This is a genomic window from Mesorhizobium caraganae, from assembly GCF_016836705.1.
GTDB classification, from domain to species: Bacteria; Pseudomonadota; Alphaproteobacteria; order Rhizobiales; family Rhizobiaceae; genus Mesorhizobium; species Mesorhizobium caraganae.
This window is the reverse complement of record NZ_JAFCGY010000005.1, coordinates 38,369-64,161: the sequence shown is the minus strand read 5'-3', so window position 1 is coordinate 64,161 and position 25,793 is coordinate 38,369. Positions and strand designations below refer to the sequence as shown.

Genomic DNA, 25,793 nt, shown 5'->3' with positions numbered 1-25,793 from the left:
TGCTCAGACCTTCATGCTTCTCCAGCTCCGATCCAACGCAAAGAAGGAAATGATTTTCATGAACAAGACCAATCCTGGCGTCGCCCTCGTCACAGGGGCATCCTCCGGCATCGGGCGCGCAACCGCCAACACCCTACGGAACGCCGGCTTTCACGTATTCGGAACCAGCCGTCGCACGGCCTCCAAACAATCCGACGGCGTTACCATGCTGACCTGCGACGTGACCGACGACGCGTCCGTTGCGAAAATGGTCGATGACGTTCTGGCCAAGACCGGACGCATCGACCTGCTTGTCAACAATGCCGGTATGGGTCTGTTTGGCGGCGCGGAGGAGTCCTCAATCGCGCAGGCTCAGGCGCTGTTCGAAGTGAATGTCTTCGGCGTTTTCCGCGTGACCAACGCGGTCCTGCCGGCAATGCGACGCCAAGGAAAGGGCAGAATCGTTAATTTGAGTTCGGTCCAGGGGTTCATCCCGGCTCCCTATTTCGCGCTTTACGCGTCGACCAAACATGCCGTCGAGGGTTATTCCGAATCGCTCGATCACGAATTGCGCCCGTTCGGCATTCGCGTTTCGTTAGTCGAGCCCGCCTATACCCGTACGTCATTCGAGGACAATCTCGTCGCCCCCGATCGGTTGCTTGATATCTATGACTCTGCGCGCGCCGGCATGACTACAACCGTTCGGAAATCGATGGAAAAAGGCGACGCGCCCGAAGTGGTAGCCAAGACCATTTTGGCCGCTGCGATCGATCCCACTCCGAAGAAACGCTATGCGGCGGGAAAAATGGCGCGCCAGGTCAGTCTCCTGCGCCGTTTCGTCCCCGCGTCCGCATTCGACAAAAGCCTGCGAAAGCAGCTCGGGCTGCCGGTCTGACGAAAGGACATCAAGATCGCGGAGCCTAAAGGGTATCGAGCGGCCAGTCGGCGTGGTAAAGGCTGGTTTCGGGTCAAAGCAAAAACTCTCGCCGCTACTCCTGCCCCCGCTTCTGGGCGATAAGATCCAGCCGGTCGCGATCGGAGCGTTCGCGTTCGTCCTGGCGGCGCACATCCTTGTAGGCGCGCTCGACCATGTTGGTGCGCGCCGTCGCGGTGGCGATCAGCCCGACCTCCTGCCTGGCGCTTTCCAGGCTCGCTTCCTGCCGGATCAGCGCGTTGGCGATGCGGCGATGGTAAAGGTCGGGAAACAGGACCGCCATCGACTGGTCGGCGTCGAAATGCTGGACCAGTTCCTTGGCCTCGGTCTCGGCAGTTGCCGCTGCGGCCAGGAAGGTCGCATGGCGGGTCTCGTGCAGCGCCTTCAGCTGCTCCTGCACCTTGACCAGTTTCTTCAACCGTTCCTTGCGCGTTGTCATCTCACCTCGCCAGCGTCAGGTCGACGAAGCCGTCGACGAACAGCGACAGCATGGTGCCGATGGCGAAGTAGAAGATGATCATGCCGCCGGCGATGACGAAGGGCAGCGAGATGAAATAGACCGGGATCTGCGGCGTAAGCTTGTTGACGAAGCCGATCGTCAGGTTGACGAGGATGGCATAGGCGACGAACGGGCTGCCGAGCCGGAGGACCAGGAAGAAGGCATCCGACACCGTGTCGGTGAGATCGACCAGGGCGGCCTGCGGGTTGAAGAAGACGTTGACCGGCGCCACCGTATAGGAGGCAACCAGCGCGCGGATGATCTCGTGGTCGAAATCGAAGACGAAGAGCAGCAGCAGCGCCGAAAACGAGATGATGGCAGCGAGGGCCGCCTGCGGTTCCGGCTCCTCGATGGCGGGGCCGCCGGTGCCGCCATAGCCGATCAGCATGGCGATGGCCGAGCCCATGAAGCGCAGCGCCTCCATGTAGAGCCTGGTCATGGCGCCGATCAGCCCGCCGACGAGCAGTTCGGAAATGATCATCGGCGCCAGCACCTGCGGACGCGCATCGACGAAGGGAAAGATCTTGTCCCACAGGAAGGCGAGCAGGCCACCGGTGGCGGCGATCGACACGAACAGCCGGACCTGGACCGGTACGCGGGCGCTGGACAGGCCCGGCATCAGCATGAAGCAGGCGCCGATGCGGCAGAAGGCGAGGAAGGCGGCGATGACGACGCCTTGCGACAGTATGTTCACGAGATCGTCCCGAGCACCTTGATCTCGACGCCCTTGGCGATTTCGACATGGGAGAGCACCGGCAGGGTGGTGAACAGGCGCTCGATGATCATGCGCACATAGGGCCGGGCATCGGGCGCGGTGACGAGAACGAAACGCTCGCCTGCCTCGAGATGTTTGCGGATCGCCTTGGTCGCGTCCTGGCCGAATTCTTCCAGCTGGCGAGGGTCGATGTCGAATTCGCGCACCTCGCCCTTGGCATCGCGCTTGAGGCTCTGGTGGAAGGCGAGGTCCCAGCGGTTGCCGAGGCGCAGCACCTTGAGCATGCCGCCTTCGGAGAGATCGCCGCAGATCTGCTGGGCCATGCGGATGCGGACATGCTCGACGATCTGCTCGGTGCGGCGCACATGCGGCGCGATCTCGGCGATGGCCTCGATGATCAGGTGCAGATTGCGGATCGAGACGCGCTCGGCGAGCAGCAGTTTCAGCACCGCCTGCAGGCCGGGATAGGAGATGTGCGAGGTGCAGATCTCGTCGGCGAGCTTGCGGTATTCCGGATCCTGGCGTTCGAGCAGCGCCTTCATGTCCTTGTAGGACAGAAGCTGCGGCAGGTTGTTACGGATCACCTCGGACAGATGGGTCAGCAGCACCGACATGTTGTCGGCAAAAGTGTAGTTCTCGCGCTTCAGATCCTCGGCAAAGGTTTCGAGCACCGAGAAGGCGCGCATGCCGAAGGCCGGCTCGCGGATTTCCTCGCCGGGAACGTCGGGCAGGTCGCGGGTGCCGAGCAGCACCATGATCTCGCCGACACGCATCTGGTATTCGGCAACGACGGTGCCATGGACCTTGATCTGGTAGCTCTTCGGCGGGATGCCGAAGTCGTCGGCGACGCGCACTTCCGGCACGACGAAGCCGTATTGCGTGGCGAACTTCTTGCGCATCTTGGCCATGCGGAAGACCAGTTCCTGATGCGACACCAGCAGCCGCGTCGACAGCTGCTTGCCGATCAAAAGTTCGATCTCGGCGGTTGTGAGCGAAGCCTTGACCGAGTTCTTCTCCTCCTCGACCTTGTTGGCCTTTTCCTGGTCCTTGAGCGCTTCGACGGCGGCAGCCTCACGGTTGGCGCGCATCGGGATGACGTAGCCGAGGCCAGCCATGCCGGCGGCCAGCGTGAAGAACGGGAAGAACGGCAGGCCGGGCATCAGGCCGAGCAGCACGAGCAGCGAGGCCGCGACGTAGAGCGCGCGCGGATGGGCGCCGAGCTGGCCGAACACCGCCTGGTTGGTCGAGCCGCGCGTGCCGCCCTTGGAGACCAGCAGGCCGGCGGCGAGCGAGACGATCAGCGCCGGAATCTGGGTGACGAGGCCGTCGCCGACCGACAGCTTGATGAACACGTCGGCGGCTTCGCCCATGCCCATGCCGTGCCTGATATAGCCGATGGCGATGCCGCCGACGATGTTGATGGCGGTGATGATCAGGCCGGCGATGGCGTCGCCGCGGACGAATTTCGAGGCGCCGTCCATCGAGCCGAAGAAGGAGGATTCTTCCTCCAGTTCGCGGCGGCGCAGTTGCGCGGTCTTGTCGTCGATCATGCCGGCCGACAGATCGGCGTCGATCGACATCTGCTTGCCGGGGATGGCATCGAGGGTGAAGCGGGCGCCGACTTCGGCGATACGCGTGGCGCCCTTGGTGATGACGATGAAGTTGACCACGATAAGGATCATGAAGACGATCAGGCCGATGACGAAATCGCTGGCCATCACCAGTTTGGAAAAACCGGCGATGACATAGCCGGCGGCATGCGTACCTTCATTGCCGTGCGACAGGATCATGCGCGTGGTGGCGATGTTGAGGGATAGCCGCAGCATGGTGGCGATGAGCAGCACGGTCGGGAAGGACGAGAAATCGAGTGGCCGCTGGATCCACAGCGCCACCATCAGGATCAGCACCGACAGCGCGATCGAGAAAGCGAGTCCGATGTCGATGAGGAAGGCCGGGATCGGCAGGAACAGCACGGCCAGGATGATGACGATGCCGATGGCGAAGAAGACATCGCGGCCGTTCTTGGCCACTGTTCCCGTCGCTAAGCTTTCGCTGATCGCCATATCGTCCCCGAGCCATGGACTGCCCGAACATGAGGGCAGCCCTTCGAGCCTAACCGGCCAAGCTTGCGCGAGGGTGGGAGGACTGGTTACTTGCCGCGAAGACAGAGGCCTTGAGGAGAACGATCATGCTGGTGATCATCGGTACCATCCGACTGCCGGCGGAGAGGCTCGACGAAGCAAGGCCGGCCATGCAGCGCATGATCTTGGGCAGCCGCACTGAACCCGGCTGCATCGACTATTCCTATGCGCAGGACGTGCTCGACGCCGGGCTCATCCATGTGTGGAGCGACAGGGAAGCGCTCGACGCGCATTTCCATTCGCCGCACATCGCCGACTGGCGGGCGAGCTGGGCAGCGCTCGGCATCGGCGAGCGCAACCTCATGCTTTATGAGGCCGGCGAGCCCAAGCCGACTTGAGGACTAGGCAACAGCTGGAGATGGCCTAGCAGGCATTGACCTGTCTGCAGGACCAACCGCCGCCATCGGTATCGTGGCAATCTTCATAGCTGCCGTAGCAGGTGTTTGTCGAATTGCGATACCAAGGATAGCCGCCAGGACAGCAGACATCTTGTTGTGCAGTCTGGATAAATTCCTTTGCCGGTCGGCTTTGGTTTTCCGGATTGCCTCCCGACAAAAGAGACGTCGGGTGTGACACAGACCTAACCGGCATATCCACGCTTGAATTGCTTACGGCAGACGAGCTCAAAAAAATCATGCTAACAGCTAATGAAAAAAATCCCCGCGCACTCATGTTCTCCTCCTCGAGGGAAATATAGACGGGTAAAAATACCATCGTTGCGTCGATTGCGTAAGCGATCGCTCATATAGCCCCCAAGGGACTGAAGCGGGGCGGCGAGCCTGGCTGATCGGCAGGACGGTCAAGGTCGGCCGGCTTGCCCGCCTGAGCGAAGGAGCTGCCGTCTTTCGCGGCTCGCCGCAACGCCAAAATGGCGCCACAAGCAGTCGGCATTGCGATTGCCACGCAATGCCGCCGGGCGTATCAGGCACGGCAGCTTTCACCCCTCGCACCCGGCGAGCCGCTCCGTTGCCTAACGAACCCCAGGTCTATGCCCGTCGCCTGCGCGCGGTGCTGATCCGATCGATCCCTCTGCTCGAGGCGCGCGGCATCGTCATCGTTGCCCTGGCCGGTGTCGTCGGGGTGATCTCGGCGGTGCTGGTCACCGGCATGAGCGAGGCGGTGCAAGGCCTGCATTTCCTGTTGTTCGGCGTCCAACCCGGCGGCCGTCTCTCCGGGATGTTTTCGCTGCAAAGCCCGTTCCAGGCGCTGATTCCAGCGATCGGCGGCATCCTGCTCGGCCTGACGGTGATCTGGCTGCGGAAGCGGAAATTCCGCACCCCGGTCGACCCGATCGAGGCCAATGCGCTGTACGGCGGACGCATGTCGCTTACCGACACCTTCATCATCGCCGGGCAGACGATGATCTCCAGCGGCTTCGGCGCTTCGGTCGGCCTGGAGGCCGGCTACACGCAGGTCGGCTCCGGCTTGGCGTCGCGGCTGGCGCGTGCGCTGCGGCTGCGCCGCAACGATGTGCGCATCCTGGTCGGCTGTGGCGCGGCCGGCGCCATCGCCGCCGCCTTCGATGCGCCGCTGACCGGCGCCTTTTACGGCTTCGAGCTGATCATCGGCATCTATTCGGTCGCCAATGTCGCTCCGGTGATGACTGCCGCGATCTGCGCCTCGCTGACCGCCGAGACGTTCGGCGTCGTGCCGTTTCCGATGGAACTCTCCGGCCTGCCGGAGCTGACCGCCAGCCAGTATCTGCCGTTCCTGCTGCTCGGGTTGCTGGGCGGTGCGGCCTCCATCGCCATCATGCATCTGGTCAGCCTGGTCGAGCGTGGCTTCGCGCGTCTGGCAATCGACGGTTCGCTTCGCCCGGTCATCGGCGGCGTCGCCGTCGGGCTGCTCGGGCTGATCACGCCGCAGGTTCTGTCCTCAGGCCATGGTGCGCTGCATCGCGAATTCGCGATGAATTACGGCCTCGCCGTCGTCGCCACCGTCTTCGTGCTGAAGCTCGCGGCGTCGGCGATCTCGCTCGGCTCCGGCTTTCGCGGCGGCCTGTTCTTTGCCTCGCTGTTCCTCGGCGCGCTGCTCGGCAAGGCCTTTGCGGGCGTGATGGCGATCATCTCGCCGGCGACCGGCATCGACTCTTCCGTCGCCGCCGTTGTCGGCATGACGTCGCTTGCCGTGGGCGTCGTCGGCGGGCCACTGACCATGACCTTCCTGGCGCTGGAATCGACCCGCGACCTGACGTTGACCGGCGTCGTGCTGGCGGCCTCGCTGATGGCGGCGATCCTGGTGCGCGAAACCTTCGGCTACTCCTTCTCTACCTGGCGTTTTCACCTGCGCGGCGAGACCATCCGCAGCGCTCATGATGTCGGCTGGATGCGCAATCTGACGGTTGGGAAAATGATGCGCCAGGATGTTCGCACCGTCGATGCCGCAAAGACGCTTGCCGCGTTCCGCAAGGATGTGCCGCTGGGCTCGGCGCAGCGCGTCATCGCCGTCGATGAGGACCAGCATTATGTCGGCGTGCTGATCGTCGCCGAACTGCATAGCGACCCGTCCGACGGCGAGACGCCGGTGTTGGCGCTGGCCAAATTCACGGATGCGGTGCTGGTGCCGACCATGAACGTCCAGTCCGCCGCCGAAACCTTTCAGCGCGCCGGCGCCGAGGAACTGGCGGTGGTCGAGGACTTCGACAACCGCGTCGTGCTCGGCCTGCTCACCGAAAGCCATCTGATGCGGCGCTATGCCGAAGAACTCGACAAGGCGCGGCGCGACCTGTCGGGCGAGGGCTAGGTGCCTACCGACTGCCTTTTCCCGCCCACCAGCGAATGGCCATGACGGCGATGAGAAGAGCCACATAGGGCCAATAGTAGACGTCGTGGACTGCGCGTTTGCCCTCGGCAATCAGAAATGTGAGCCATATGTCGTAGCCGCCGACGGTGTGAAGGATGCGCCACGCGCGTGGTCCGAGCCACGCAGCCGTGCGATCGAAGGACGTCGCGGCCATGGCAATGATGAACAGATAGGCAAGGCCGCCGAAGACGAACATCGCCGTATCGGTGGCGTCGTCGAATTGATCCGGACTCGTCTGCGCGAAAACGAACAGGGCGACCGCATGGACGCCGTGCGAAAAAGCAAAGGCCAGTCCGGTCTGGCGCCGATGGCGGCGCAGGAACAGCGTGGATGCACTCGGCAGGTGGCGCGCGAGCGCCGATGCCGAAAAGGCGATGCAGAAAAGGATGAGCGACGTCTGGGCGGTGAGCCGCACGACCCCACGGACGGCTTCGACCGAGAAATCGCCGCGAAATGCGACAAGCCCGGACAGGGCAAGAATGATCGCGGCCAAAAGCCAGAACAGCCACCAGCGGCTCGTTGCCTTGGTTGCAAGGGTTGGTACGACGGTGTCCATAGTGTCCTCCCGATCAGATTATGTAATCACTACTTACATAAATCGGCTGCCGTTGCAATCCGAAGTAAGTCGTGCTTGCATTAATCGCGGGATTGTGATGACGGGAAGGCTGGGGACGGGGCATGACGACGCAACGCAAGACCTATCATCACGGCAGTCTGCGGCAGGCGTTGATTGACGCCGCCCTTGCCATTGCCAGGGAGGATGGCGTCGATCAGGTGACAGTGCGTGAAGCCGGCAAGCGGGCCGGCGTGTCATCAGGAGCGCCGTTCCGGCATTTTCCGACCAAGACCGCGCTGATGACCGCTGTGGCCGAAGAGGCGATGCGCCGGTTTCGCGCCAGGATTTCGGTCGAGCTCGACAAAGCAGAACGGCTTGACCCGCTGTCGCGCTTTCGGGCGCTGGGGATCGCCTATCTGCGCTGGGTGATCGACAACCCGACGCATTTCGAGATTATCTCGATGCGCCGGGCGATCGATTTCGATGCCTCCGAGACGCTTGTTGGGCTCAATGAAGAAATCCGCAATCTGATGGTGCGAATGCTGGAGGACGCGCGCGCGGCCGGGCAGTTGCGGAAAGCCGACATCGAGGGCGTTCCGCTGCAGGCACGTGCGCTGGTCTACGGTCTCGCCCGCATGTGGATCGATGGTCAGTTTGCCCAATGGGGTGGCGCCGAAAAAGCCGAGTCGCTGATGCAGCAAAGCCTCGATGATTTTCTCGCCTTGCTGGCAAAATAGGCAGGCCGATTTTCGTTGGCCACGCCGAGACCGCTCTAGTGCTCGATCGGGCCTTTCGCCATCACCAGCGCCGTGCCGGCGGTCGTCGGGCGCTCGATCAGGCGGCGCACGCGCGGCGGCTCGTCGCCGCTGTGTAGCGCCCGCACCCGTTCGGTGACGACGGCGTCGGCATGGGTGGCGCGCCGGTTGTGGCGGATATATTCCAGCCAGGTCGGCGTGTGGTAGTGCTCGATCCAGACTGCGGGATTTTCGAGGTCGCGCGCCAGCGTCCAGTTGCGGGCGCCGTCGCGGCGGCGGATGCGGCCGCGCTCGGCCATGGTGGCGAGGAATTCGGGCACGTCCTCGTCGCGAATGACATACTCGATCATGATGGCGATCGGGCCGCTGCGGGGCTTTAGGTCGAGGCCGAGATGCGGCTCCTTGAAGCGGTTGAGCGGGTCGAGGTTGAGCGCGGTCTGCTGCGGCAAGGGCAGGAGCAGGCCGATGGCGCCGCCGACGAGCATTGCGATGCTTGCTGCAATGAGCGCGGTTTCGGCGCCATGCGCATCGGCAACGACGCCCCAGATCCAGCTGCCCAGCGCGATGCCGCCGAAGGTCGCCGTCTGATAGACCGACAGCACCCGGCCGACGACCCAGCGCGGCGTCGACATCTGCACGGTGACGTTGAAGTGGGACAGGGCGATCACCCAACAGGCGCCGCCAATGAGGAGGCCCGCTGATGTCTGCCAGGCATTGTGGCTGATTGCGGCGTTGAGGGCGCAGACGGCGAAGCCGGCGAAGGCCATGCGCACCATCGTCTCGCTGGACAGCAATTGCCGCAGACGCACGCTGATCAGCGCACCGCCGACGGCGCCGATGCCGAAGGCGCCGAGCATGATGCCGTAGGTCAAGGCATCGCCCTTGACGACGTCGCGCGCCACCAGCGGCAGCAGCGCCAGAACCGCGCCGGCGCTAAAGCCGAAGGCCGAGCCCCTGACCAGCACCTTGCCGATGTTGGGCGACATGGCGACATAGCGCAGGCCGGCGCCCATGGCAGCACCCAGCGTCTCGCGCGGCAGCGTCGAGACCGGCAGCTCCGGCTTCCAGCGGAAGAGCACGATGATGAGGCCGATATAGCTCAGCGCATTGGCGGCAAAGGCCGCGGCCGCACCCGCGGCGGCAACGATGATACCGCCGATCGCCGGGCCGACGCTGCGGGTCAGGTTGAAGCCGAGCGAATTCAGCGCCACAGCCGCCGGCAGCTTGTTGCGCGGCACCATGTCGCCGACCGATGCCTGCCAAGACGGATTGTTGAGCGCCGTGCCGCTGTCGATCAGGAAGGTGAAGGCAAGCAGCGTCCACGGCGTCATCCAGCCGTTCCAGGTGAACAGCGTTAGAAGTGCAGAGACGACCAGCATGAAGACCTGGGCGATCAGCATCACCTTGCGCCGGTTGAAGCTGTCGGCAATGGCGCCGGCGACGAGCGCAAACAGCATGATCGGCAGAGTGGTCGAGGCCTGGACCAGCGCCACCTGGTAGGGCGAGGTGGCGATGGTGGTCATCATCCAGGCGGCGCCGACGCCCTGGATCAGGCCACCGAAATTCGACACCAGGCTGGCCGACCAGACGGCGCGAAAAATACCATGCCGGAACGGCGCCAGCGCCGAGACGCGTTCGCTGTCCGGCTCGTCATCGATCATCAGACCTGTCCCACCTTCATGCGCTGGTTTCGCCCGCCGGGACGACAATCATGGCATCCGTTTGAATAGAGTACGACATCCAAAAGGGCGAACGCACCTTCGAAAAAGATCATGGTCCAACAACAGGGTAGCAAGGCGAAAATACGTCAGCCGGCAAGGGTTCGCTGCCCAGGGCGATGTTCTCGTTGGTCCACCGCGCCGGGGGATCGGCCGGGGCGAAGTCAGCTTCTGTCGCGGGCGGCGGCATGCAACGCTTCGGTCAGCGTACCCGTCGTCTCGCCGCCGGCGTGAAGGCGCAGGAAAAGCTCCATGCCGACAAGCCGCAGCCTGGACGGTTCCTCGCGCCGCGCGAACTGGATCATGTCCTCCACGCTGGCTGTGGGCCACTTCATGGCATCGCGCAGGAAACCGCCGCGCAGCAAAGTCTCGGTGCCGGCCGAAAATTCGGACGATATCTCGAAGCCGATCTTGCGCGCCTGGACGTTCTGGCGCGGAATATGCTTTTGCGCGACCTTCCGCAAAAGCCATTTTCCTGTTTTGTCGCGGTATTTATGCCGCCTCGGCAAATGTATCGCGAAATCGATCAGCCGGTTCTCCAGGAACGGGACCCGCAGCTCCACGGACGCCGCCATGCTCAGCCGATCGTGCCGGTGCAGGATGTCCTGCAGATGTGAATAGAGGTCATAGAGGCAATGTCCGAGGAAGGCACGATCGGCGGGCGGCGCTACCGGCTGCAAGCGGTCGAAAATCTCTGTCTGCAGGAAGTTCAGCTCCGGCGACAGGGCGCGCAGGACCATGTTGCGCTCCATTTGTGAGTGGCTTCCAGCCGAGACCTTGTAGGGCGCTCGGCGCTGATGCTCGAATCTTCGGTCGAGCGAGCGCTTCGAATGCAACAGACGCCGGGGCCACGACCAGGGGCGCCACATCTTCAGGCTCAAGGCCTGCAAGGGGTAACCGCCAAACAATTCGTCGGCGCCTTCACCGGTCAGCAACACCTTGATGCCGTCCACCCGGCATTGTTCGGCAAGCGCCAGCAGCCCGACATGGCTGGCGTGCCAGCCATCGCTTTCCAGATGCCAGATTACCCTTGGCCACAGGTCGAAAAAACGGTTCCTGTCGACTGGCACCCGGCGCAAGGGCACACCGACATGGCGGCCGGTGCGCTCGGCGTCTTCAGCCTCGCTGCGGCCGATCTGCGGGTCGACGACATAACCATGGACCTCTGGCCTGAACCGCTTTGCCAGCGCCGTTATCAGGCCGGAATCGACGCCGCTGCTGCAGGCCGTGGCGACGCCGGTATCGGCGATGCAGTGAAGCTCGACGCTGTCCTTGAGCAGCGCCTCGAGCGTCGCCATGTGCTCAGCGTCGGAGGATACGTCACTGGTGATGCGCGCGGTCTCCAGCACGTCCAGCACATGCCAGAAGCGGCGCTTTTCGATACCGCCGTCGGTGATCTTCCACAGGCCGGCGGGCGGCAAGCGCTCGATGCGGTCGAACAGGCTGTAGCTGGAATCGCGGCTCTGCCAGGCCAGCCGCAAGGTCATCTCGCGGCTGTCGATGTCGCGCGGAAGACCATCGCAAGTGAGGATCGCCTTGTCCTCGGAGGCAAACAGGAATCGATCCGGCATGTCGGCCACCGACATCGGCTTGATGCCGAGACGGTCACGAGCAAGCCACAGCGCACTGTTGCGGGCGTCGAAATAGGCGAAGGAAAACATGCCGTCGAACAGCTGCACGGCCTTTTCGGGACCCCAGTGATGCAAGGCTTCGAGGACCACTTCGGCATCGCTGATGGTTCGAAAGACCAGGCCTTGCGCCTGCAGTGTTTCGCGCAGCGAGCGGTAGTTGTAGACCTCGCCATTGTAGACGAGGACTCCCTGGCCGGATGCGGTCAGCATCGGTTCGCGGGCGGCGGGCGAGGGGTCGATGATGGTCAGCCGGCGATGGCCGAGGGCCAGCCGGTTGTTGCTCCAGCTGTCGTGATCATCGGGGCCGCGATGCACCAGCGCCTGCATCATGTGGACGACATCCGACAGGTCGTTGGCGTCGATCGGGTTTCGCTTGCGCCAGACGCCGGCTATTCCGCACATGGCCTGCCGGTCGATGTTGCCTGGGTCATGACTCGCAATCTAGCTGGAACCTAGCAGGCTGCAAGCAGCTCTCGCTATTACGCAATTCCTCAGGGAAAGCGCTACGCGCTTTTCCCGGGAAAACCGCGACATACTTTCCTGGAATTGCTTCTAGAATCCGTTTTCGATGCGCTCGAAGATGACGTTGGTGAAGGCCGAGATCTGGCTGCCGATGAACGGACCGGTCAGCGCCACGACCAGCATGATGGCGACGATCTTGGGCACAAAGGTCAGGGTGATTTCCTGGATCTGGGTCAGGGCCTGGATCAGGGCGATGCCGATGCCGACCGCCATGGCGACCAGCACCACCGGCGCGGAAGCGACAAGCACTGTCCACACCGCGTACTGGACGATGTCGAGCGCGTCGGCCTCGTTCATGTGAGTGCGCCTCTGCGGAACCGGGTCTAGCTGGCCGGCTTTATCGAAACGCCCGCGCCGACCGGCACTTCGGTGCCGTTCTGCAGCACCGCGATCAGGCCGTTGCTGGCAAGCTTGACCGAGGCCACGACGCCCGTCGTCTTGCCGTCGGCGGAGGTGATCGAGCGGCCGATCAGGGCGTCCGCCTGCGACAGCGCCGAGGACTGCATGATCTGATCGAGCTTGGTGTTGGTCTGCACCGATTGCTCGACCTGCGAGAAGGTGGCGAGCTGGGCGACATACTGCGTCGAATCCATCGGTTTCGTCGGATCCTGGTTCTTCATCTCGGCGATCAGCAGCTTCAGGAACGACTGGTAGTCGACCGCTGTCTTCGACGTCTGCTGGGTGCCCTGGTTGGCGCCCGTCGGGATTGTCGTCGTCATGTCCACATTCATCAGTATTGTGCTCCCACGGCCAGTGGGCGCTTCGCGCCCTGAACATCGTCATTGCCGCCAAGCGCGCGGCGTTCGAGCGGATAAAGCGCACGGATCGCCTTCAGCGCTTCATAGATATGGTCTTCGCCGACCATGCGGTCGATCTGCTTCAGCGCGCCGTTGATCTGCTCGTCCTCGAAGCTTGCCAAAAGCAAGGGCAGCGAGCGGCGAAACATGGCGCGCGCCTCTACGGCGCCGGCCGGGTTCATCAGCATGACCTGCAGGATGAAGTAGAGCTGCTTCAGCGGTGTCGAGGCATCTTCGGCCTGGATGACATGGTTCTCAAGCAGGAACTGGACATCGTTCATCAGCTCGACGGTGACTTTGCGGTCGACTCGGATGACGGCGCCGTTGATGTAGATCTTCTCGTTCGGCTTCAGCGATATCTTCAGCGTGTTGGTCATTGAATGCCGTCCCGGATGATCTGGGACACTTCGATCAGGCCTTCGAAATTGTCGGTACGGCCCTGGCGGATGTCCTCCGCCTCGCGCAGCAGCCACAGGCCGATGGAGATGAGGTTGGCGCGCAGTTCCTTGGGCAGAACATTGTCGCTGGAGCCGAGATCCTCGACGAAGGTTGTCCAGACCCGGTTGGTGAAGTGCAGCGCCTCGACCGCTTCCATCGAAGTGTGGCCGACCGCCGCCGCCGCCGACAGCATTTCGATCGAGCGGGTCAAAAGCTGCCGCTCGCGATCCTTGGCGTCGGTGACGGAGTCGGTCTGGATGTCGGCGTAGGAGAATTGGTACATCGTTTGGCTCTACCGTTGCGGTTGAGATTGTCAGGTCAGGTAGTTCAGCAGGCTCATCTGCTGCAGGCGCGCAGTCAGCGCGAAGGACGTTTCGATATGCTGCGTCAGATCCGCGACGCGGGTGGCGGCCTCGGCCGGATCGACGCCTTCCAGATCGAGGATATGCCGTTCGAAGAGATCGACCTGCGTCTTCATGCGATCGCTGGCGTCGGATACACGCTTCTCGGCAAGGCCGGTCTCGGCCTGTAGCTGGCCGAGCCCGCCGAGCGCCTCGCCGACCATCGCCTGGGCGCGGCCGACAACGGTCGTCTTCGCGGCCTGGCTGATGTTGCCGGAGAGCAGGCTTGTGACCATGGCGGAAGCCATGGCGAGTTTGCGGATGCTGTCGTCATTGGCGCTGGCCGAGGTCTGCGTGGTTTCGCCGAGCGAAATTCGGCTGACGATCTGCTGGTCGGTGGCATTCGACCAGTTGGCCTGCCAGCCTGCGCCCATGAACTGCGGCACGACATTGGTGGTGATGAAGCTGTCCATCTGGGCGGCGGTGATGTTGGCGGCGAGCGGGTCGTTCTGCGTGAAGCCGAAATAGGATGAGAAGGAAGCGTCGAACGCAGCCTTGGCCGGTGAGCCGGTGGCGGTGAAGTCGTCGATCGGCTTGACGTCGGTGTTGGTGCCGGCAAACAGATATTCACCGTTGACGCTGGCGTTGAGGATCGAGGTCATCTGCTGCACGGCGGCCTTGCCGGCTTGCTGTGTGATGGTGCTCGAGGAATTGCCGGCGGCGGTCAACGCGGTCAGCAAATTCTGTGCCGTGTCCGAAAGCTGGCCAAGCGCATCCTGCGTCGAGGAAAGCCGGGCGGTGACCAGCGAATTGGAATCGATGATGACGTTCAGCCGGTCGAGATCGCGCGAGAAGGTCACCGCCTGCGAGGTGCGCGCGCCGAGCGCCAGGCCGACATCGGCGACGGTGCCGGTCGTCGATTCCTTGGTGGCTTTGACCAGTTCGGCCTGCATGCGCATCTGCTGATAGCGCGCGGCGTTGGTGAGGGCAGCTGAAGAGACGGATGTGGCTTTCATGGCTTATCCCACGGCATCGAGCAGCGACGACAGCATGTCGTCGACGGTTTTCATCATGCGCGCCGAGGCCTGATAGGTGTGTTCGAGGTCGAGCAGCAGCGACATCTCCTGGTCGACATTGACGCCGGTGTCGTTGGACAGCGCCTCGGCGGTGCGCGATGCCAGCGCTTCCTTGGCATCGGCGTTGGTCGAGGCCTGCTGGCGCTGGCCTTCGAACCAGCCAATGGCATTGGCGGCGTAGTCGGACACGCTGGAGGTGACGGTGATGCCGGCCGAAGGGTCGAAAGGCATCGGCTTGTCGAGCTTGTCGCCATAGCCGATCAAAAGCTGCGAATAGGAGGCGTTGCCGTCGGTGTTGGCGATATAGGCAGTGCCATTGGCGCCACCGTCGCGCAGCAGAACCGGATTGCCGCCGACGCTCGGATCCATCGCAGCGTTGACTTTGATCGAGCCGGCAAGGCCGTCGATCAGCGTGCCGGCGGCTGGAATGGCGGGTGCACCAGACCAGGTGAACAGGCCGGTTCGGTCGGGCTGCGAAGGTGCTGTCTCGGCAAAGGCGGTGATGAGGCCGCGCGCGACCTCGTCGAGCTGGCTCTGCATGGTCGCGGCGACGCCGTCACGCAAGGTGATCAACCCGGCGAGCTTGCCGTCGGCGCTGGCGTTGCCGCCGGTGCCGACGCGGACCGGCACATTGTCGATATAGATGGTGTTGCCGGGCATGCCGGCGGTGTAGCCCGCCGACAGCGTGAAGCTGACCGAGCGCGGAATGGTCTCGAACAGCGTCGTGCCGTCCTTGGTGGTGATGACCATGTCGTTGTCGCCGCGCGTGAAGGTCGACACCGGTACATAGTCGGCGATCTTCTTCAAAAGGGCGTCGCGCTGGTCGAGCGCGTCGGACGCGTCCGTGCCCGAACGGGTTGCGGAGATGACCGCCTCGTTGGCATCCTGGAATTGGCTGAGCAGCGATTTGAGATCGTCGACGGCCGTTGATATCTCGCCATCGGCCTGGGTGCGGAAATCCTGGATCGCGTCGGTGCCGTCGTTCAGCGCGCGCACCACCTGCTGGGCCGCGTCGATGACGCTGGAACCGAGGTTCTGGTTGGATGGAGTGGAGGCGTAAAGCTGCAGCGCGTTCTGCAGATTGCCGATCGCGGTCGAGGCAGAGGAGGCGTTGTCGACGCCGTTGACGGCAACGGCGAGGCGGTCAATGCCGCTGTAAAGCGTGCTCTGGCCGCTCCAGGCCGATTGCGCGCTGAGGTTCTGGCGAAACAGCAGGGCGTTGGCGGCGCGCTGGATCTCGACGGAGCGGGCGCCGGGCGCGCTGCTGACGACGACCGCGGTGCGGCGGGCGTAGTCGGGATTGCTAGCGTCGGCAATATTACGGGAAAGGACGCTGGTCTGCTTCGACGTGGTCTGAAGCGACTGTTGGGCTATGGTCAATGCGGAAGTCAGCGACATGCGGGTCTTTCACGAGGCCAGTGGGGAGGGGATGACGTTTCTGCCCTGTCGGCGGCGTCAGCGTTCGGAAACCTCTAATTCCAAACCACACCAGCCGGTTTGCCGGTGTGGCCTTGAATTCGAAATCCGCGCACCGCGCTGCTCCGGTTTGGGTTCATCCCACTAGCGCCCGTTGTTTATCTCTTCAGGTTGACAAGGACGTCCATGAGGTCGGAACCGGTCTGGAATACTTTCGAGTTTGCGGTGTAGCTGCGCTGCGCCGCGATCATGTTGGTCAGTTCCTCGGCGATATCGACGTTGGAATTTTCCAGCGCGCCGGAGATGATGCTGCCGAGCTTGCCTTCATTGGCAAAGCCGATGCGCACGGTGCCGGAGTCGGTGGATTGCGCATAGACGTTGCCAGGCAGTGCGGTGAGGTTGTCGGCGCTCTGGACGTCGGCCAACGGGATCTTGAACAGCGGCTTGGTCGAACCGTCCTGATACTGGGCGTAGATGACGCCGTCCTCGCCGATCTGGATCTTTTCGATCGTGCTGGGAGCGTTGCCGTTGACCTTCGCTTCGGAGACGGTGAAGCCGGTGCCGAGCTGGGTCAGCTTGGACAGATCGAGATCGAGCGACGCACCGCCCGGTACGGGTATCGTAATTGAGTCGACGGCGCCGGTGAGCTTGCCGGTGGTGGTGTCGAAGGTCAGATTGGCCGAAGCCAGCGCGCCGCCCGTATAGGGGAAGGATGTGCCGGGCGTCGCCTTGGACTGGTCGAACACCGAAACCGACCAAGTGCCGGTGCCGGTGTTGGTGAAATAGACGTCGAGCAGCTTCTTGTTGCCGAGATTGTCATAGGTGACGATCGAGGATTTCGACGTGTACTCTGCCGTCGCGCTGTTGGTGGACGGCAGCGGTCCGGCGGGCGGGGTGGCGCCCGCGGGCAGATTGGCGTTGAAGTTGCCCGTGGTGCTAGGCGTCGCCGTCATTTCCTGGTCGGAAATCTCGACAGGAACCAGCCCTTCGAAACCGTTGGCGGTGGCGGCAGGTGTGCCGTTGGCGTAGCTGTAGGCCATCAGCTGGTAGCCGGCGGCGTTGACCAGCCTGCCCTGGGCATCTGGAACGAAGGCGCCGGCGCGGGTGAGGAAAGGTGTTCCGCTGGGGTCCTGGACGACGAAGAAGCCGTTGCCGTTGACCGCCAGGTCGGAGACCGAGGTTGTGTACTGAAGCACGCCCTGGGCGCTGATGGCCGAGCGGATCGTGGTGTTGACGCCGCCAGAATTATAGGCGCCACCGACCTGCGGCATGATCAGCGTCGAGAACTCGGCCGAGGATCGCTTGTAGCCGGTGGTGTCGGAATTGGCGATGTTGTCGGCTGTCGTCGACAGGCGATTGGCCTGTGCGTTCATCCCGGAAACGCCGGTCCGCATCATTCCGTAAAGGCTCATCGAAACGTCTCCTCAATGCCCATGTCTGTGGTCGCGAGGGTATAATTTCTGTCTTGCGCGAAGCTGGCGCAGACCGCCATCAGAACACCAGCCGGTAGCCGAGGAAGCGCTTGGAATCGATCGGGTCCTGGCCGAGCTTCTCGCGCAGTTTCTTGCGCAATTTGCTGATGTGGCTCTCGACCACGTTCTCCTCGACCTCTTCGTCGAAGATGCCGTAGATGGCGTTGAAGACCTGGGTCTTGGTGACACGGCGTCCGCGGTTGCTCGCCAGATATTCGAGGATGCGGCGTTCGCGGCGCGGCAGTGGCAGCGGCTGGCCATCGATCTCGGGATCGCGGCCGTCCATGAAGATGCGCATGGCGCCAATCTCGGTGTAGCTGACGTCCTCATGGGCGCGGCGGCGGATGGCGGTGATGCGGGCCAGGATCTCTCTGATATGAACCGGCTTGCGGATGACGTCGTCGACGCCGCTCTCGAACAGCCGCAGCGTATTTTCAAGCGAGTGTTGTTCGCTGAGCGCGATGACCGGAGCGCCGGTGCGGTCGCGGATCTGGCGTGGCGAGATGGCGCCTTCGCGGCAGTCGCCGATGAGGAAGGCGCGGACCGACTTCAAATCGGTGTCGGCAGCCGATGTCACCCACTCGCCGAATTCGCCAGGTGCGAAGCCCGCACAGGCGACCCCCTCGCGATCGAAAAGGGAGTTATACCCCTCAGTTACGAGCTCACGCTCGTCAACGATTACAATCATCGGCCCCGCCTCCGAATCAGATCATCTGCCCCGTGGGAAGAGGCGTAACCGGTGGCGGGAATCCTGAACAACCATCATTTCTTGTAGCTATTTTCTTGGGAGTTATTTCGGGTTTCGAAATAACAGCAGTCACGAATTTGTAGCGTTGGCCGCCGATGCCGGGACGTGCCGGGGGCACCGGCAGGGGTCGCGGCTTGCACACATCTGCGAAAGGCGGATACATCTATGGGTTGCAGAAGGCGCGAGCGTTCGGCGTCCATTTGCCGAAGCCGGTGGCGACCATGTTGGCTATGACGCGGCAGACATAGTATTTCTGCGCGGGATCATTGTCAGGGCCGGCGTGGTAGCGGGCGACGGCCATCGACCAGCTGACATGACGGGCATGCAGGCTGGCCAGGAAGCGCGCCGCGTAGTCGACATTCTGGCGCGGGTCGAGCATGTCGTCGACGCTGCGAAAATGCGATGCGTGATAGTGATGGTTGATCTGCATGCAGCCGAGGTCGATGAGCTTCTTGCCCTCGCGCCGAGCCGCTTCGAATGTCGCCAAGGCCTCGGCGCGACTCCTTGGAAAAACGGCTTTTCCTTCTATATTCAAGGCATTAGGCTGAAGGCTGCCTTTCTTGCCGGTCTCGGTAAGTCCGACGGCATAGAGGATGCCGGCCGGCACGCCATAGCGATCGGCGGCGCGCAGGATCTCGGGCTCGCAAGGGTTGGTGGCGGCGTTGGCCGATCCAGTGCCGAGGCTAGATAAACATATCGTCGCCAGCACGCTCGCGAACAGGCGCTGCAGGGCGACCGAATTCCTGTGCATCGTCATTGCGGTTTCTTCCCGACTGCTGGCCACCCGAACCCGCATTGTTGCCGCTCGAGTTCCCGGGCTGAAAGGCAGACTGATCGCGGCCTTGCGGCATCGCCTGGGAGTTCGCTGCATCACTGCGAGCCGGAGCGTGGACTGCTATCGAGGGTTGCAGAATGGTGACCTTGTCGACATCGAAGCCGAGCCCGCGCAACGACTTTACTATAGCGTCGCTATCGGTGGCGAGGCGGCGGTAAGCCTCGTGGGTTTCGGGCTTTAATTCTATCGAAAGTTGTTCCCCGGCGAGCCTGAGACTGGCAGTGACCATGCCGAGTTCGGCCGGGTGAAGCTCGATCTTCAATATATGTGTCGGAACGGCAACAGAACCGGCCGTCTGGGCGGTCGTCGACGGCGTCGAAACCGCTTGCCGCAGGCCGTTGTGCGAAGCGAGAGCGTCGATCAGAGCCGACGTCGTCTGGTTCATCGGGCTTTGCGCCGGCGCCGGGAAACTCTGCTCGGCGACAATGTCGACGCGCCCGGCGGACGGCGCCTGTTTTTCGGATGTGGACGTCGCGGCGGAATGGGCTCCATCGACGGCCTTCGTCGACGGCGCAGACCGTTTTGCCTCAGGTGCCGAAACGTCGCTTGCCGTCTGGTCCGCCGGCAGAAGAGGCGTCGCGCCATCCGGGTTAGGCAGCTTGCCTGACTGGGGTCCGATCGCGGCCAGCTTTTGCTCCTGATCCTGTGCGGAAGCGTCGACTCCGGCCTTGGCCCATTCGGACAGCGGCGGCGTGTCGGGGCTGTTGCCGGGGCCGGATGCCGCGCGGAATTTCTTCAACGACTGAGGCGGCGTCTGCGCAGAAGCGGTCTCGCCGTCGAGCGCTGGCTGTTCAGTCTGTTCATTCGTGGCGGCGCCGTTCCCGCTCGCTCTGGCCGCCGCGAAACGGCTGATATCATGCAACGCTATCAGCAATGGCAGATGGTCCTGCAGCGGTGCCGTGCCTGCCTCTTGTCCATCCGCCTCAGCGTCAGCGGATGTCTTGTCCGGACCGCTGTCGACAGGGTCCTTTGCGGCTTTCCCGACAACCGGTTTGAGGGCCGCCTTGCCCGTCTCCGCGTGTGCAGTCTCGTCCTTGACGGGGCCGGCCGCGCTGCGCCGGGTCCAACGTGGCTCGTGCGGCGCGGCCTCGGTTGCTCCCTGGCCTTTCAGCGTCGGCGCATTGTCGTCGCCGCGCAGCAGTTCACCGAAGCTTTTGTCGTCGCCCTTGGCGTTCGGCGCGGTCTGCTTCGATCCAGCGTGCACGGGTGCAAATCCCGGCAGGGCCTGGCCAACATTGGTGGTCATTTCGGGGCTGCTCCAAGCATCTGGTCGATCAAATCGAGCTGGCGACGCGTCTTGGCCATGGCGGCGTCGGTGGGATCGGCGGGCTCGGCCCCGGTTGCAGGTGCCGATGCCGGCACGACAGGCGCCGCATCGCTGGCAGTGGCGACAGAGGGCGCCTGCGGCCCCTTGGTCTGAGGCGTACTCTGTGCCTGCGCGGCTGACTCGACTGGCGCCTTCGGCTTGTCGGTTGCGGCCGGTCCGCCCGATGGCGCTGCGGCTGGCGGCTTAGGCATTGCACCTTCGACCGGCGGCAGTTCGGGCTCATCGGGGTTTGCCGTAGCCGCGGTCTTGACCGGCTCCTGTTTGACTGCGGCAGGCGCAGGCTTGTCGGCAGGCAGCGGCGCCGGCGGCGCGATCACTTCGCCGGCCACGGCCTGCGCGGCGTCGAGCAGGTCGCGGTCGCTTTGCGAAAGCTGACTGCGATCGATCTTGTCGAGCTTGGCGCGGACCTCGTCGATGGTGCCCGACGTTACCGTGGACAGGCTGGAATAGAGTTGCGCGCGCGGGTCGTCCCGATTGTGAATGCCATCGCGGCCCTGTTCGGCCCTGGCCGAGGCAAAGGCTGAGAGATCGGCGAGGCCGTCGATCGCGGCACGGCGGGCTATGCGCAGGTAGATCACTTTCTCGCGCTCGGGATCCATCATTGCGGTGATGTCGGCGAGCTTGTCCTGGCTGATCGCCATATGGAGCGTGATGACGCCGGACACGAAGGCATCGGCAAACTGGCTGGCATAGGGCGAATAGAGATAGTCCTCGACATACTGCGTCGAGGCGAGCGCGAAGCGCGCGCCATCGCCTTGCGCGGCGGCAATACCGACCGAGCGGCGCAGCGCTGCTTCCTCGACCAGCGTGCCGGGGCTGAGCAGGCGGGCGTCGTCGAGCAGCGCAAGTGCTGCGGCCGGTTGCTCGGGGGCGAGCAGTGAGCCTTTGACCAGCGCCAGGAAGGCACCGAGATCGGTGGGCAGCGTCATCGGATCGATCGGCTTCAGCGCCTCGATCGCGGCAGCCGGGCGACCGTTCAGATAGTCGATAATGCCCTTGGCGATGGCCAGGTTTTGAGGGTCTGTCTTGGCGCGCGACACCGCGACCTCGACGGTGACGGGGTTGCCGCCGCTCATGCCATAGACCAGCAAGGCGCGAAAGTTCTTCGGGTCGCTGAAATCCTGCGCGTCCGCCGCGCGAAGCCTTGTGTCGGTTATTTCGAGTAGCTTGGCCTGCATCGGCAGCGCGGCGTGGTCGCCGGCGGCGATGCGGTCCTGCACCAGCTGCAGCGAGCGCACCAGCTGATAGGGCTGCAAGCCGTCCTCGGCAAAAGCTGCCGGCGAATGGACAGCGCTCAACAGCAGCAAGCCGACGGCGCGGCCGATGATGGCGCCGCGTCTCATCCGTCGGTCGCCATCAGGATCTCGATGCGGCGGTTGGCGGCCGCCATCGGGTCGGCGGCAATTTTCGGCTCGCGGTCGGCGAAGCCGGCGACCTCGGTGATGCGGCGCTCGTCGACGCCGCCGCGCACCAGCATGTAGTAGGCGGAATGGGCGCGCGCCGTGGACAGCCGCCAATTGTCGTAGGTGTCGCTGCGGAACGGCCGCGCATCGGTGTGGCCGTTGATGCTGATCGTGCCTTTCTGCTCGTTGACGATGCGGCCTATCTTTTCCATCGCCAGCACCAGTTCACGGCGCGGCACTGCCGAGCCGATCTCGAACATGCCGAAATCGAACTGGTCGGTGATCGAGATGACGACGCCCTTGTCGGTGGCCTCGACGGAGACGCCGTCGTGCAATTTGTCGCCAGGCTTGAAGGCCTCGGCGAGTTCCTGCTTGACCTGAGCCGCGGCCTTGACGGCGGCGGCACTCGGCGTCTTTTCCGCGGCTTCGGGCTTGGGTGCGGTTTGAGCTTCGGCGGCTTCCGCCTGTGCAATCTCCGCCTTTTCAGCTGCAGCCTTTGCGGCTTCAGCCTTGGCCTCTGCCTTGGCCAGTGGCTTGTCGGATGCGGGCTTTGCCAGCGGCTCGAGCGGCGCTGCCGTCACCGGCGGCGCCGGCGGCACGGCCTTCACCTCAGCCACTTGGTCCTTCGCGGCCTTGTCGCCGGGCTTCAAAGGATCGCCTTCGATCTTGCTGCGCTCGGCGGTGGCTTCGGCGCCGGGTGCCGCCACCTGCTGCGACCAGAAATCCGGCGCGAACGGGTCGCGGTAGGATTGGCCGCCCGATGCACCGGTGGCGGGGCCGGACGCCTGCGCGCCGCCATCGCCCTTCTCGCTGACATTCTGCATGACGCCGGTGTCGGTGGCGATTTCCGACAGCACCGCATAGGGGTCGGCAAACAGATGCTCGTCGGAAAGATCGGTCTTCGGCGCCGATTCCTTCGGCTGCTTCTTGTCCGAGGTGCCTGCGCCGCCGATGCCGTCCTGTCCGGCCTTGCTGGTCTTGTCCTTCGGGTCGTCGGCCGTCAGCCCGACCTTGCTCGGGCCATCGCCGAGGTCTTCGAGGCCCTTGCGGCTGGCGTTGCGGTCGACCAGCTTGACCGGGTTGAAATAGCTGGCGACGGCGGCCTTGGTCTGCTCGTTGGCGGCATTGATCAGCCACATGACGAGGAAGAAGCACATCATGGCGGTCATGAAATCGGCAAAGGCGATCTTCCAGACGCCGCCATGATGGGCGTCGTCATGGTCGTCGTGGTTGCGCCGCACGATGATGATTTCGTGCGGGTGGTCGGCGGCGTCAGTGGCACTCATGACAGGGCCTCGGACAAGGCAGCAGACCATTCGGCGATGCGGGTTTCGAACACCGCCTCGTCAATGGCGACGGTGAGGTCGAGGCCGGGCGCCTCGACGAAATCGAGATTGGCCGCGCGTGGGCCAAGCGAAGCCTTCAGCGTCTCGAACAGCGACAGCGGCCCGCGCACGGCGATGCGCACCGCCTCGCTGTCGCCGACGGCTTCGCGGATCGTGCCGGCAAGGGCTTCCAGCGAGCGCTTGTGCAGATCGTCGCTGACAATGCCGCCAATGATGCGGGCGACGGTTGCGCCGACAAGCTCGCTGACCTTCGCCTCCATGGCGTCGATACGGGCAGCGACGGCTAGACCGACATCGCTGCCGAAGCTTTCCAGAAAAGCCTTTGCTTCATCGGCATTGGCCTGGTTCTGCGCCTCGAGCGCTGCCTGGTGGGCGATGGCAAGGCGAGCTTCAAGGGCGGCTTCGGCATCGATGACCGCTTCGGCGATCAGCGCGCCGATGTCGGCCTGCGGCACCGGCGTTTCCGGCTTTGGCTCGGCCTTGGTCGTGGGCGGCTGGCCGGCGCGCTGGGTGCGGGCGCCGAAATCCGGCAAAAGGTCGAAAAGCGCTGCCGAGACCATGGTCTACACCGTTGCTTCCTGGGCGGCCCATTTGCGCAGGATCTGCGCGGTGCGCTCCTCGTTGAGATCGACCATGCGGGCAAGCCGTTCCTGCGGCGCCGGCCTGATCTTCTGGCGAAGATCGTCGAGCGGAGTCGGGCCGGGGCGGCCGCTCGGCAATGCCGCCGGCGGAGGTTCGGCGGTGGCGGTGGTTTCAGGTGTCGGCAGTGAACGCTGGACATCGTCGAAGCTTGGACCGGCAAGTGCGGGCGTCGGCCGCGCGGTCAGCGCGGTGGCCATCGGCCTCAGGCCGAAGAAGGCGACCAGGAACACCACGACGATGAAGGCGCCGGCATTGATCATCGTGCCGGCATGGGTTCCGATCGATGCCATTATGCCCGGCTGTTCGATCGGCTCGCCGTCCAGCCCGTCGATGAACTCGACCGCCGAGACATCGATGATATCGCCGCGCTTGTCGTCGAAGCCGGTGGCCGAGGCCACCATCTTCTGGATGTCGGCGACGCGCTTGGCGATCTGCTCGGGCGTGGCGTCCTTGCCGAGGATGGTCATCAGTCGCTGCTGGTTGACGACGACGGCGATCGACATTTTGGTGACGGAATAGCCGTTGGAGACGGTGGCGATCTTCTTGGAGTTGATCTCGTAATTGGTGATCTCCTCCTTGCGGTCGTTGGCCGATGTCGTCTGCGGGCCGTCGGTACTGGTCGCCTGGGTCTCGGGCAGGTTCTGCTCGACGCTGGCCGGGGTCGAGGCTTGCCTCTGGTTGCTGTTCTCGTTGGCGCGCACCGACTGCACCGAACGCTCGACGCGCGACTCCGGATCGAAGATCGTCTCTTCGGTCTGGCGGGTGTCGGTGTTGACATCGGCCTTGACGCTGGCGCGGAAATTGTCTGGTCCGAGATAGGGTGTCAGCGCGCGGCGGATGTTGTCGCCGATCTGCGCCTCGACGGTCTGCTCGACGCCGAGCGTGCGGGCAGCACTGGTGTTGGAGGGATCGTCGCCGGCGGCGAGAAGGTTGCCGTTGGAATCGAGCACGGTGACCTTGTCGGCCGACAGGCCGGGCACGGCGGCGGCGACGAGATGGCGGATCGACATGGCGCTCTTTTCGGCGTCGATGCCGGAATAACGGATGACCACCGAGGCCGAAGGCTGCTGTTCGTCGCGGCGGAAATTGGCGCGCTCGGACATGACGATGTGGACGCGGGCGGCCTTGATGCCCGCAATCGACTGTATGGTACGAGCGATCTCGCCTTCCAGCGCACGCACGCGGGTGATCTGCTGCATGAAGGAGGTCAGGCCGAGCGAGCCGACATTGTCGAACAGTTCGTAGCCGGCATTGGCGCTGGTTGGCAGGCCCTTTTCGGCAAGCAGCATGCGCGCCTGCGCGGTGGTGCCGGCCGGTACCAGCACGGAGGTGCCGTCGGAGCCGACGTCGAAGCCGATGCCTGCCTCACCGAGCACAAGGCCGATCTGGTTCACGTCGGAGCGGTCGAGCCCGACATAGAGCGTCTCATAGGCGGGGCGGTTGAGATAGACCGAGCCGATGCCGATGACGGCCATCACCAGCGCGGCAATGCCGGCCAGCATGGCGAGGCGCCTGACGCCAAATGCCCTGAGATTCGAGATGATGCTCTGGATCTGTTGCGGCACGATTCAAGCGCTCCCAGCATGATATTCCGTGGGAACACTAGACCGCGAAGCTTGTGCGAAGATGATAAAGCATGTCGCCCGGAAGTGTGCAGCGGTTCCGGGCCAACGACATGCATCAAAACACAGCCACAAAGC

Annotated in this window: 25 protein-coding genes; 4 read left to right on the top strand and 21 right to left on the bottom strand. The window is 63.7% G+C overall.

Annotation, left to right across the window (positions count from 1 at the left end; all coding sequences use genetic code 11):
* The first annotated feature begins 58 nt into the window (after nucleotides 1-58).
* The gene (locus JQK88_RS13575; RefSeq protein WP_203278556.1) at nucleotides 59-874 is read left to right on the top strand and encodes an oxidoreductase; all 816 of its coding nucleotides are present in this window, start codon (nucleotides 59-61) and stop codon (nucleotides 872-874) included.
* Nucleotides 875-968: 94 nt separating this feature from the next.
* Here JQK88_RS13575 and JQK88_RS13570 read toward each other — a convergent pair whose 3' ends face one another.
* The 3 genes from JQK88_RS13570 to flhA are packed head-to-tail and all read right to left on the bottom strand — an operon-like array spanning nucleotide 969 to nucleotide 4,190.
* Nucleotides 969-1,352 carry a hypothetical protein gene (locus tag JQK88_RS13570; protein WP_203278555.1) on the bottom strand — a complete coding sequence of 128 codons (384 nt, stop codon included), beginning with the start codon at nucleotides 1,350-1,352 and terminating at the stop codon, nucleotides 969-971.
* A 1-nt stretch (nucleotide 1,353) separates the two neighbouring features.
* Entirely contained in the window at nucleotides 1,354-2,106 is a 753-nt protein-coding gene (gene fliR / locus JQK88_RS13565) for a flagellar biosynthetic protein FliR (protein ID WP_203278554.1), read from the bottom strand.
* Nucleotides 2,103-4,190: a flagellar biosynthesis protein FlhA gene (gene flhA, locus JQK88_RS13560; protein WP_192254471.1), complete on the bottom strand. Its 2,088-nt coding sequence runs from the start codon at nucleotides 4,188-4,190 to the stop codon at nucleotides 2,103-2,105. Before flhA ends, fliR begins: the two co-directional genes overlap by 4 nt.
* A 125-nt stretch (nucleotides 4,191-4,315) precedes the next feature.
* On the opposite strand from flhA, the gene JQK88_RS13555 reads away from it, so the two are divergent.
* A complete protein-coding gene (locus JQK88_RS13555; RefSeq protein WP_203278553.1) occupies nucleotides 4,316-4,606 on the top strand; it encodes a putative quinol monooxygenase in 291 nt (96 codons plus the stop codon).
* A gap of 25 nt (nucleotides 4,607-4,631) precedes the next feature.
* On the opposite strand, the gene JQK88_RS13550 is transcribed toward JQK88_RS13555, so the two are convergent.
* On the bottom strand, nucleotides 4,632-4,940 hold the full coding sequence (locus JQK88_RS13550; protein WP_203278552.1) for a hypothetical protein: 309 nt from the start codon (nucleotides 4,938-4,940) through the stop codon (nucleotides 4,632-4,634).
* Between the two features lie 234 nt (nucleotides 4,941-5,174).
* On the opposite strand from JQK88_RS13550, the gene JQK88_RS13545 reads away from it, so the two are divergent.
* Nucleotides 5,175-7,010: a chloride channel protein gene (locus JQK88_RS13545; protein ID WP_203278551.1), complete on the top strand. Its 1,836-nt coding sequence runs from the start codon at nucleotides 5,175-5,177 to the stop codon at nucleotides 7,008-7,010.
* A 4-nt stretch (nucleotides 7,011-7,014) separates the two neighbouring features.
* Here JQK88_RS13545 and JQK88_RS13540 read toward each other — a convergent pair whose 3' ends face one another.
* Nucleotides 7,015-7,626, bottom strand: a complete 612-nt coding sequence (locus tag JQK88_RS13540; RefSeq protein WP_203278550.1) for a ferric reductase-like transmembrane domain-containing protein — start codon at nucleotides 7,624-7,626, stop codon at nucleotides 7,015-7,017.
* Between the two features lie 122 nt (nucleotides 7,627-7,748).
* Between JQK88_RS13540 and JQK88_RS13535 the strand changes: the two genes are divergently transcribed.
* Nucleotides 7,749-8,363: a TetR/AcrR family transcriptional regulator gene (locus JQK88_RS13535; RefSeq protein ID WP_203278549.1), complete on the top strand. Its 615-nt coding sequence runs from the start codon at nucleotides 7,749-7,751 to the stop codon at nucleotides 8,361-8,363.
* Between the two features lie 35 nt (nucleotides 8,364-8,398).
* Here JQK88_RS13535 and JQK88_RS13530 read toward each other — a convergent pair whose 3' ends face one another.
* From JQK88_RS13530 to fliF, 16 genes are all read right to left on the bottom strand, one after another.
* Nucleotides 8,399-10,042 (bottom strand): MFS transporter, encoded by a 1,644-nt coding sequence (locus JQK88_RS13530; RefSeq protein WP_203278548.1) that lies wholly within the window; start codon nucleotides 10,040-10,042, stop codon nucleotides 8,399-8,401.
* A gap of 221 nt (nucleotides 10,043-10,263) precedes the next feature.
* Nucleotides 10,264-12,132, bottom strand: a complete 1,869-nt coding sequence (asnB, locus tag JQK88_RS13525) for an asparagine synthase (glutamine-hydrolyzing) (protein ID WP_203278547.1) — start codon at nucleotides 12,130-12,132, stop codon at nucleotides 10,264-10,266.
* A gap of 150 nt (nucleotides 12,133-12,282) precedes the next feature.
* Nucleotides 12,283-12,549: a flagellar biosynthesis protein FliQ gene (gene fliQ, locus JQK88_RS13520; protein WP_192254461.1), complete on the bottom strand. Its 267-nt coding sequence runs from the start codon at nucleotides 12,547-12,549 to the stop codon at nucleotides 12,283-12,285.
* 26 nt (nucleotides 12,550-12,575) lie between these two features.
* The gene (flgD, locus tag JQK88_RS13515; protein WP_192254459.1) at nucleotides 12,576-12,983 is read right to left on the bottom strand and encodes a flagellar hook assembly protein FlgD; all 408 of its coding nucleotides are present in this window, start codon (nucleotides 12,981-12,983) and stop codon (nucleotides 12,576-12,578) included.
* Entirely contained in the window at nucleotides 12,983-13,426 is a 444-nt protein-coding gene (flbT, locus tag JQK88_RS13510) for a flagellar biosynthesis repressor FlbT (protein WP_192254456.1), read from the bottom strand. Before flbT ends, flgD begins: the two co-directional genes overlap by 1 nt.
* Nucleotides 13,423-13,770, bottom strand: coding sequence for a flagellar biosynthesis regulator FlaF (gene flaF / locus JQK88_RS13505; protein WP_192254454.1), 348 nt, complete (start codon nucleotides 13,768-13,770; stop codon nucleotides 13,423-13,425). The genes flbT and flaF overlap by 4 nt, the downstream gene beginning before the upstream one ends.
* A gap of 30 nt (nucleotides 13,771-13,800) precedes the next feature.
* Nucleotides 13,801-14,844 (bottom strand): flagellar hook-associated family protein, encoded by a 1,044-nt coding sequence (locus tag JQK88_RS13500; protein ID WP_203278546.1) that lies wholly within the window; start codon nucleotides 14,842-14,844, stop codon nucleotides 13,801-13,803.
* 3 nt (nucleotides 14,845-14,847) lie between these two features.
* Nucleotides 14,848-16,302 (bottom strand): flagellar hook-associated protein FlgK, encoded by a 1,455-nt coding sequence (gene flgK, locus JQK88_RS13495; protein WP_203278545.1) that lies wholly within the window; start codon nucleotides 16,300-16,302, stop codon nucleotides 14,848-14,850.
* A gap of 176 nt (nucleotides 16,303-16,478) precedes the next feature.
* Entirely contained in the window at nucleotides 16,479-17,732 is a 1,254-nt protein-coding gene (locus JQK88_RS13490) for a flagellar hook protein FlgE (protein ID WP_192254448.1), read from the bottom strand.
* A 79-nt stretch (nucleotides 17,733-17,811) separates the two neighbouring features.
* Nucleotides 17,812-18,480, bottom strand: a complete 669-nt coding sequence (locus JQK88_RS13485) for a response regulator transcription factor (RefSeq protein ID WP_112559323.1) — start codon at nucleotides 18,478-18,480, stop codon at nucleotides 17,812-17,814.
* A gap of 223 nt (nucleotides 18,481-18,703) precedes the next feature.
* Entirely contained in the window at nucleotides 18,704-19,291 is a 588-nt protein-coding gene (locus tag JQK88_RS13480; protein WP_376740406.1) for a transglycosylase SLT domain-containing protein, read from the bottom strand.
* Entirely contained in the window at nucleotides 19,224-20,621 is a 1,398-nt protein-coding gene (gene fliK, locus JQK88_RS13475) for a flagellar hook-length control protein FliK (protein ID WP_203278544.1), read from the bottom strand. Before fliK ends, JQK88_RS13480 begins: the two co-directional genes overlap by 68 nt.
* Nucleotides 20,618-22,045, bottom strand: a complete 1,428-nt coding sequence (locus JQK88_RS13470) for a MotC family chemotaxis protein (RefSeq protein ID WP_203278543.1) — start codon at nucleotides 22,043-22,045, stop codon at nucleotides 20,618-20,620. The genes fliK and JQK88_RS13470 overlap by 4 nt, the downstream gene beginning before the upstream one ends.
* Nucleotides 22,042-23,391, bottom strand: coding sequence for a MotB family protein (locus tag JQK88_RS13465; protein WP_203278542.1), 1,350 nt, complete (start codon nucleotides 23,389-23,391; stop codon nucleotides 22,042-22,044). Before JQK88_RS13465 ends, JQK88_RS13470 begins: the two co-directional genes overlap by 4 nt.
* Entirely contained in the window at nucleotides 23,388-24,011 is a 624-nt protein-coding gene (locus JQK88_RS13460; RefSeq protein ID WP_203278541.1) for a hypothetical protein, read from the bottom strand. The genes JQK88_RS13465 and JQK88_RS13460 overlap by 4 nt, the downstream gene beginning before the upstream one ends.
* Nucleotides 24,012-24,014: 3 nt before the next feature.
* Nucleotides 24,015-25,658, bottom strand: coding sequence for a flagellar basal-body MS-ring/collar protein FliF (gene fliF, locus JQK88_RS13455; protein WP_203278540.1), 1,644 nt, complete (start codon nucleotides 25,656-25,658; stop codon nucleotides 24,015-24,017).
* Nucleotides 25,659-25,793 lie beyond the last annotated feature (135 nt).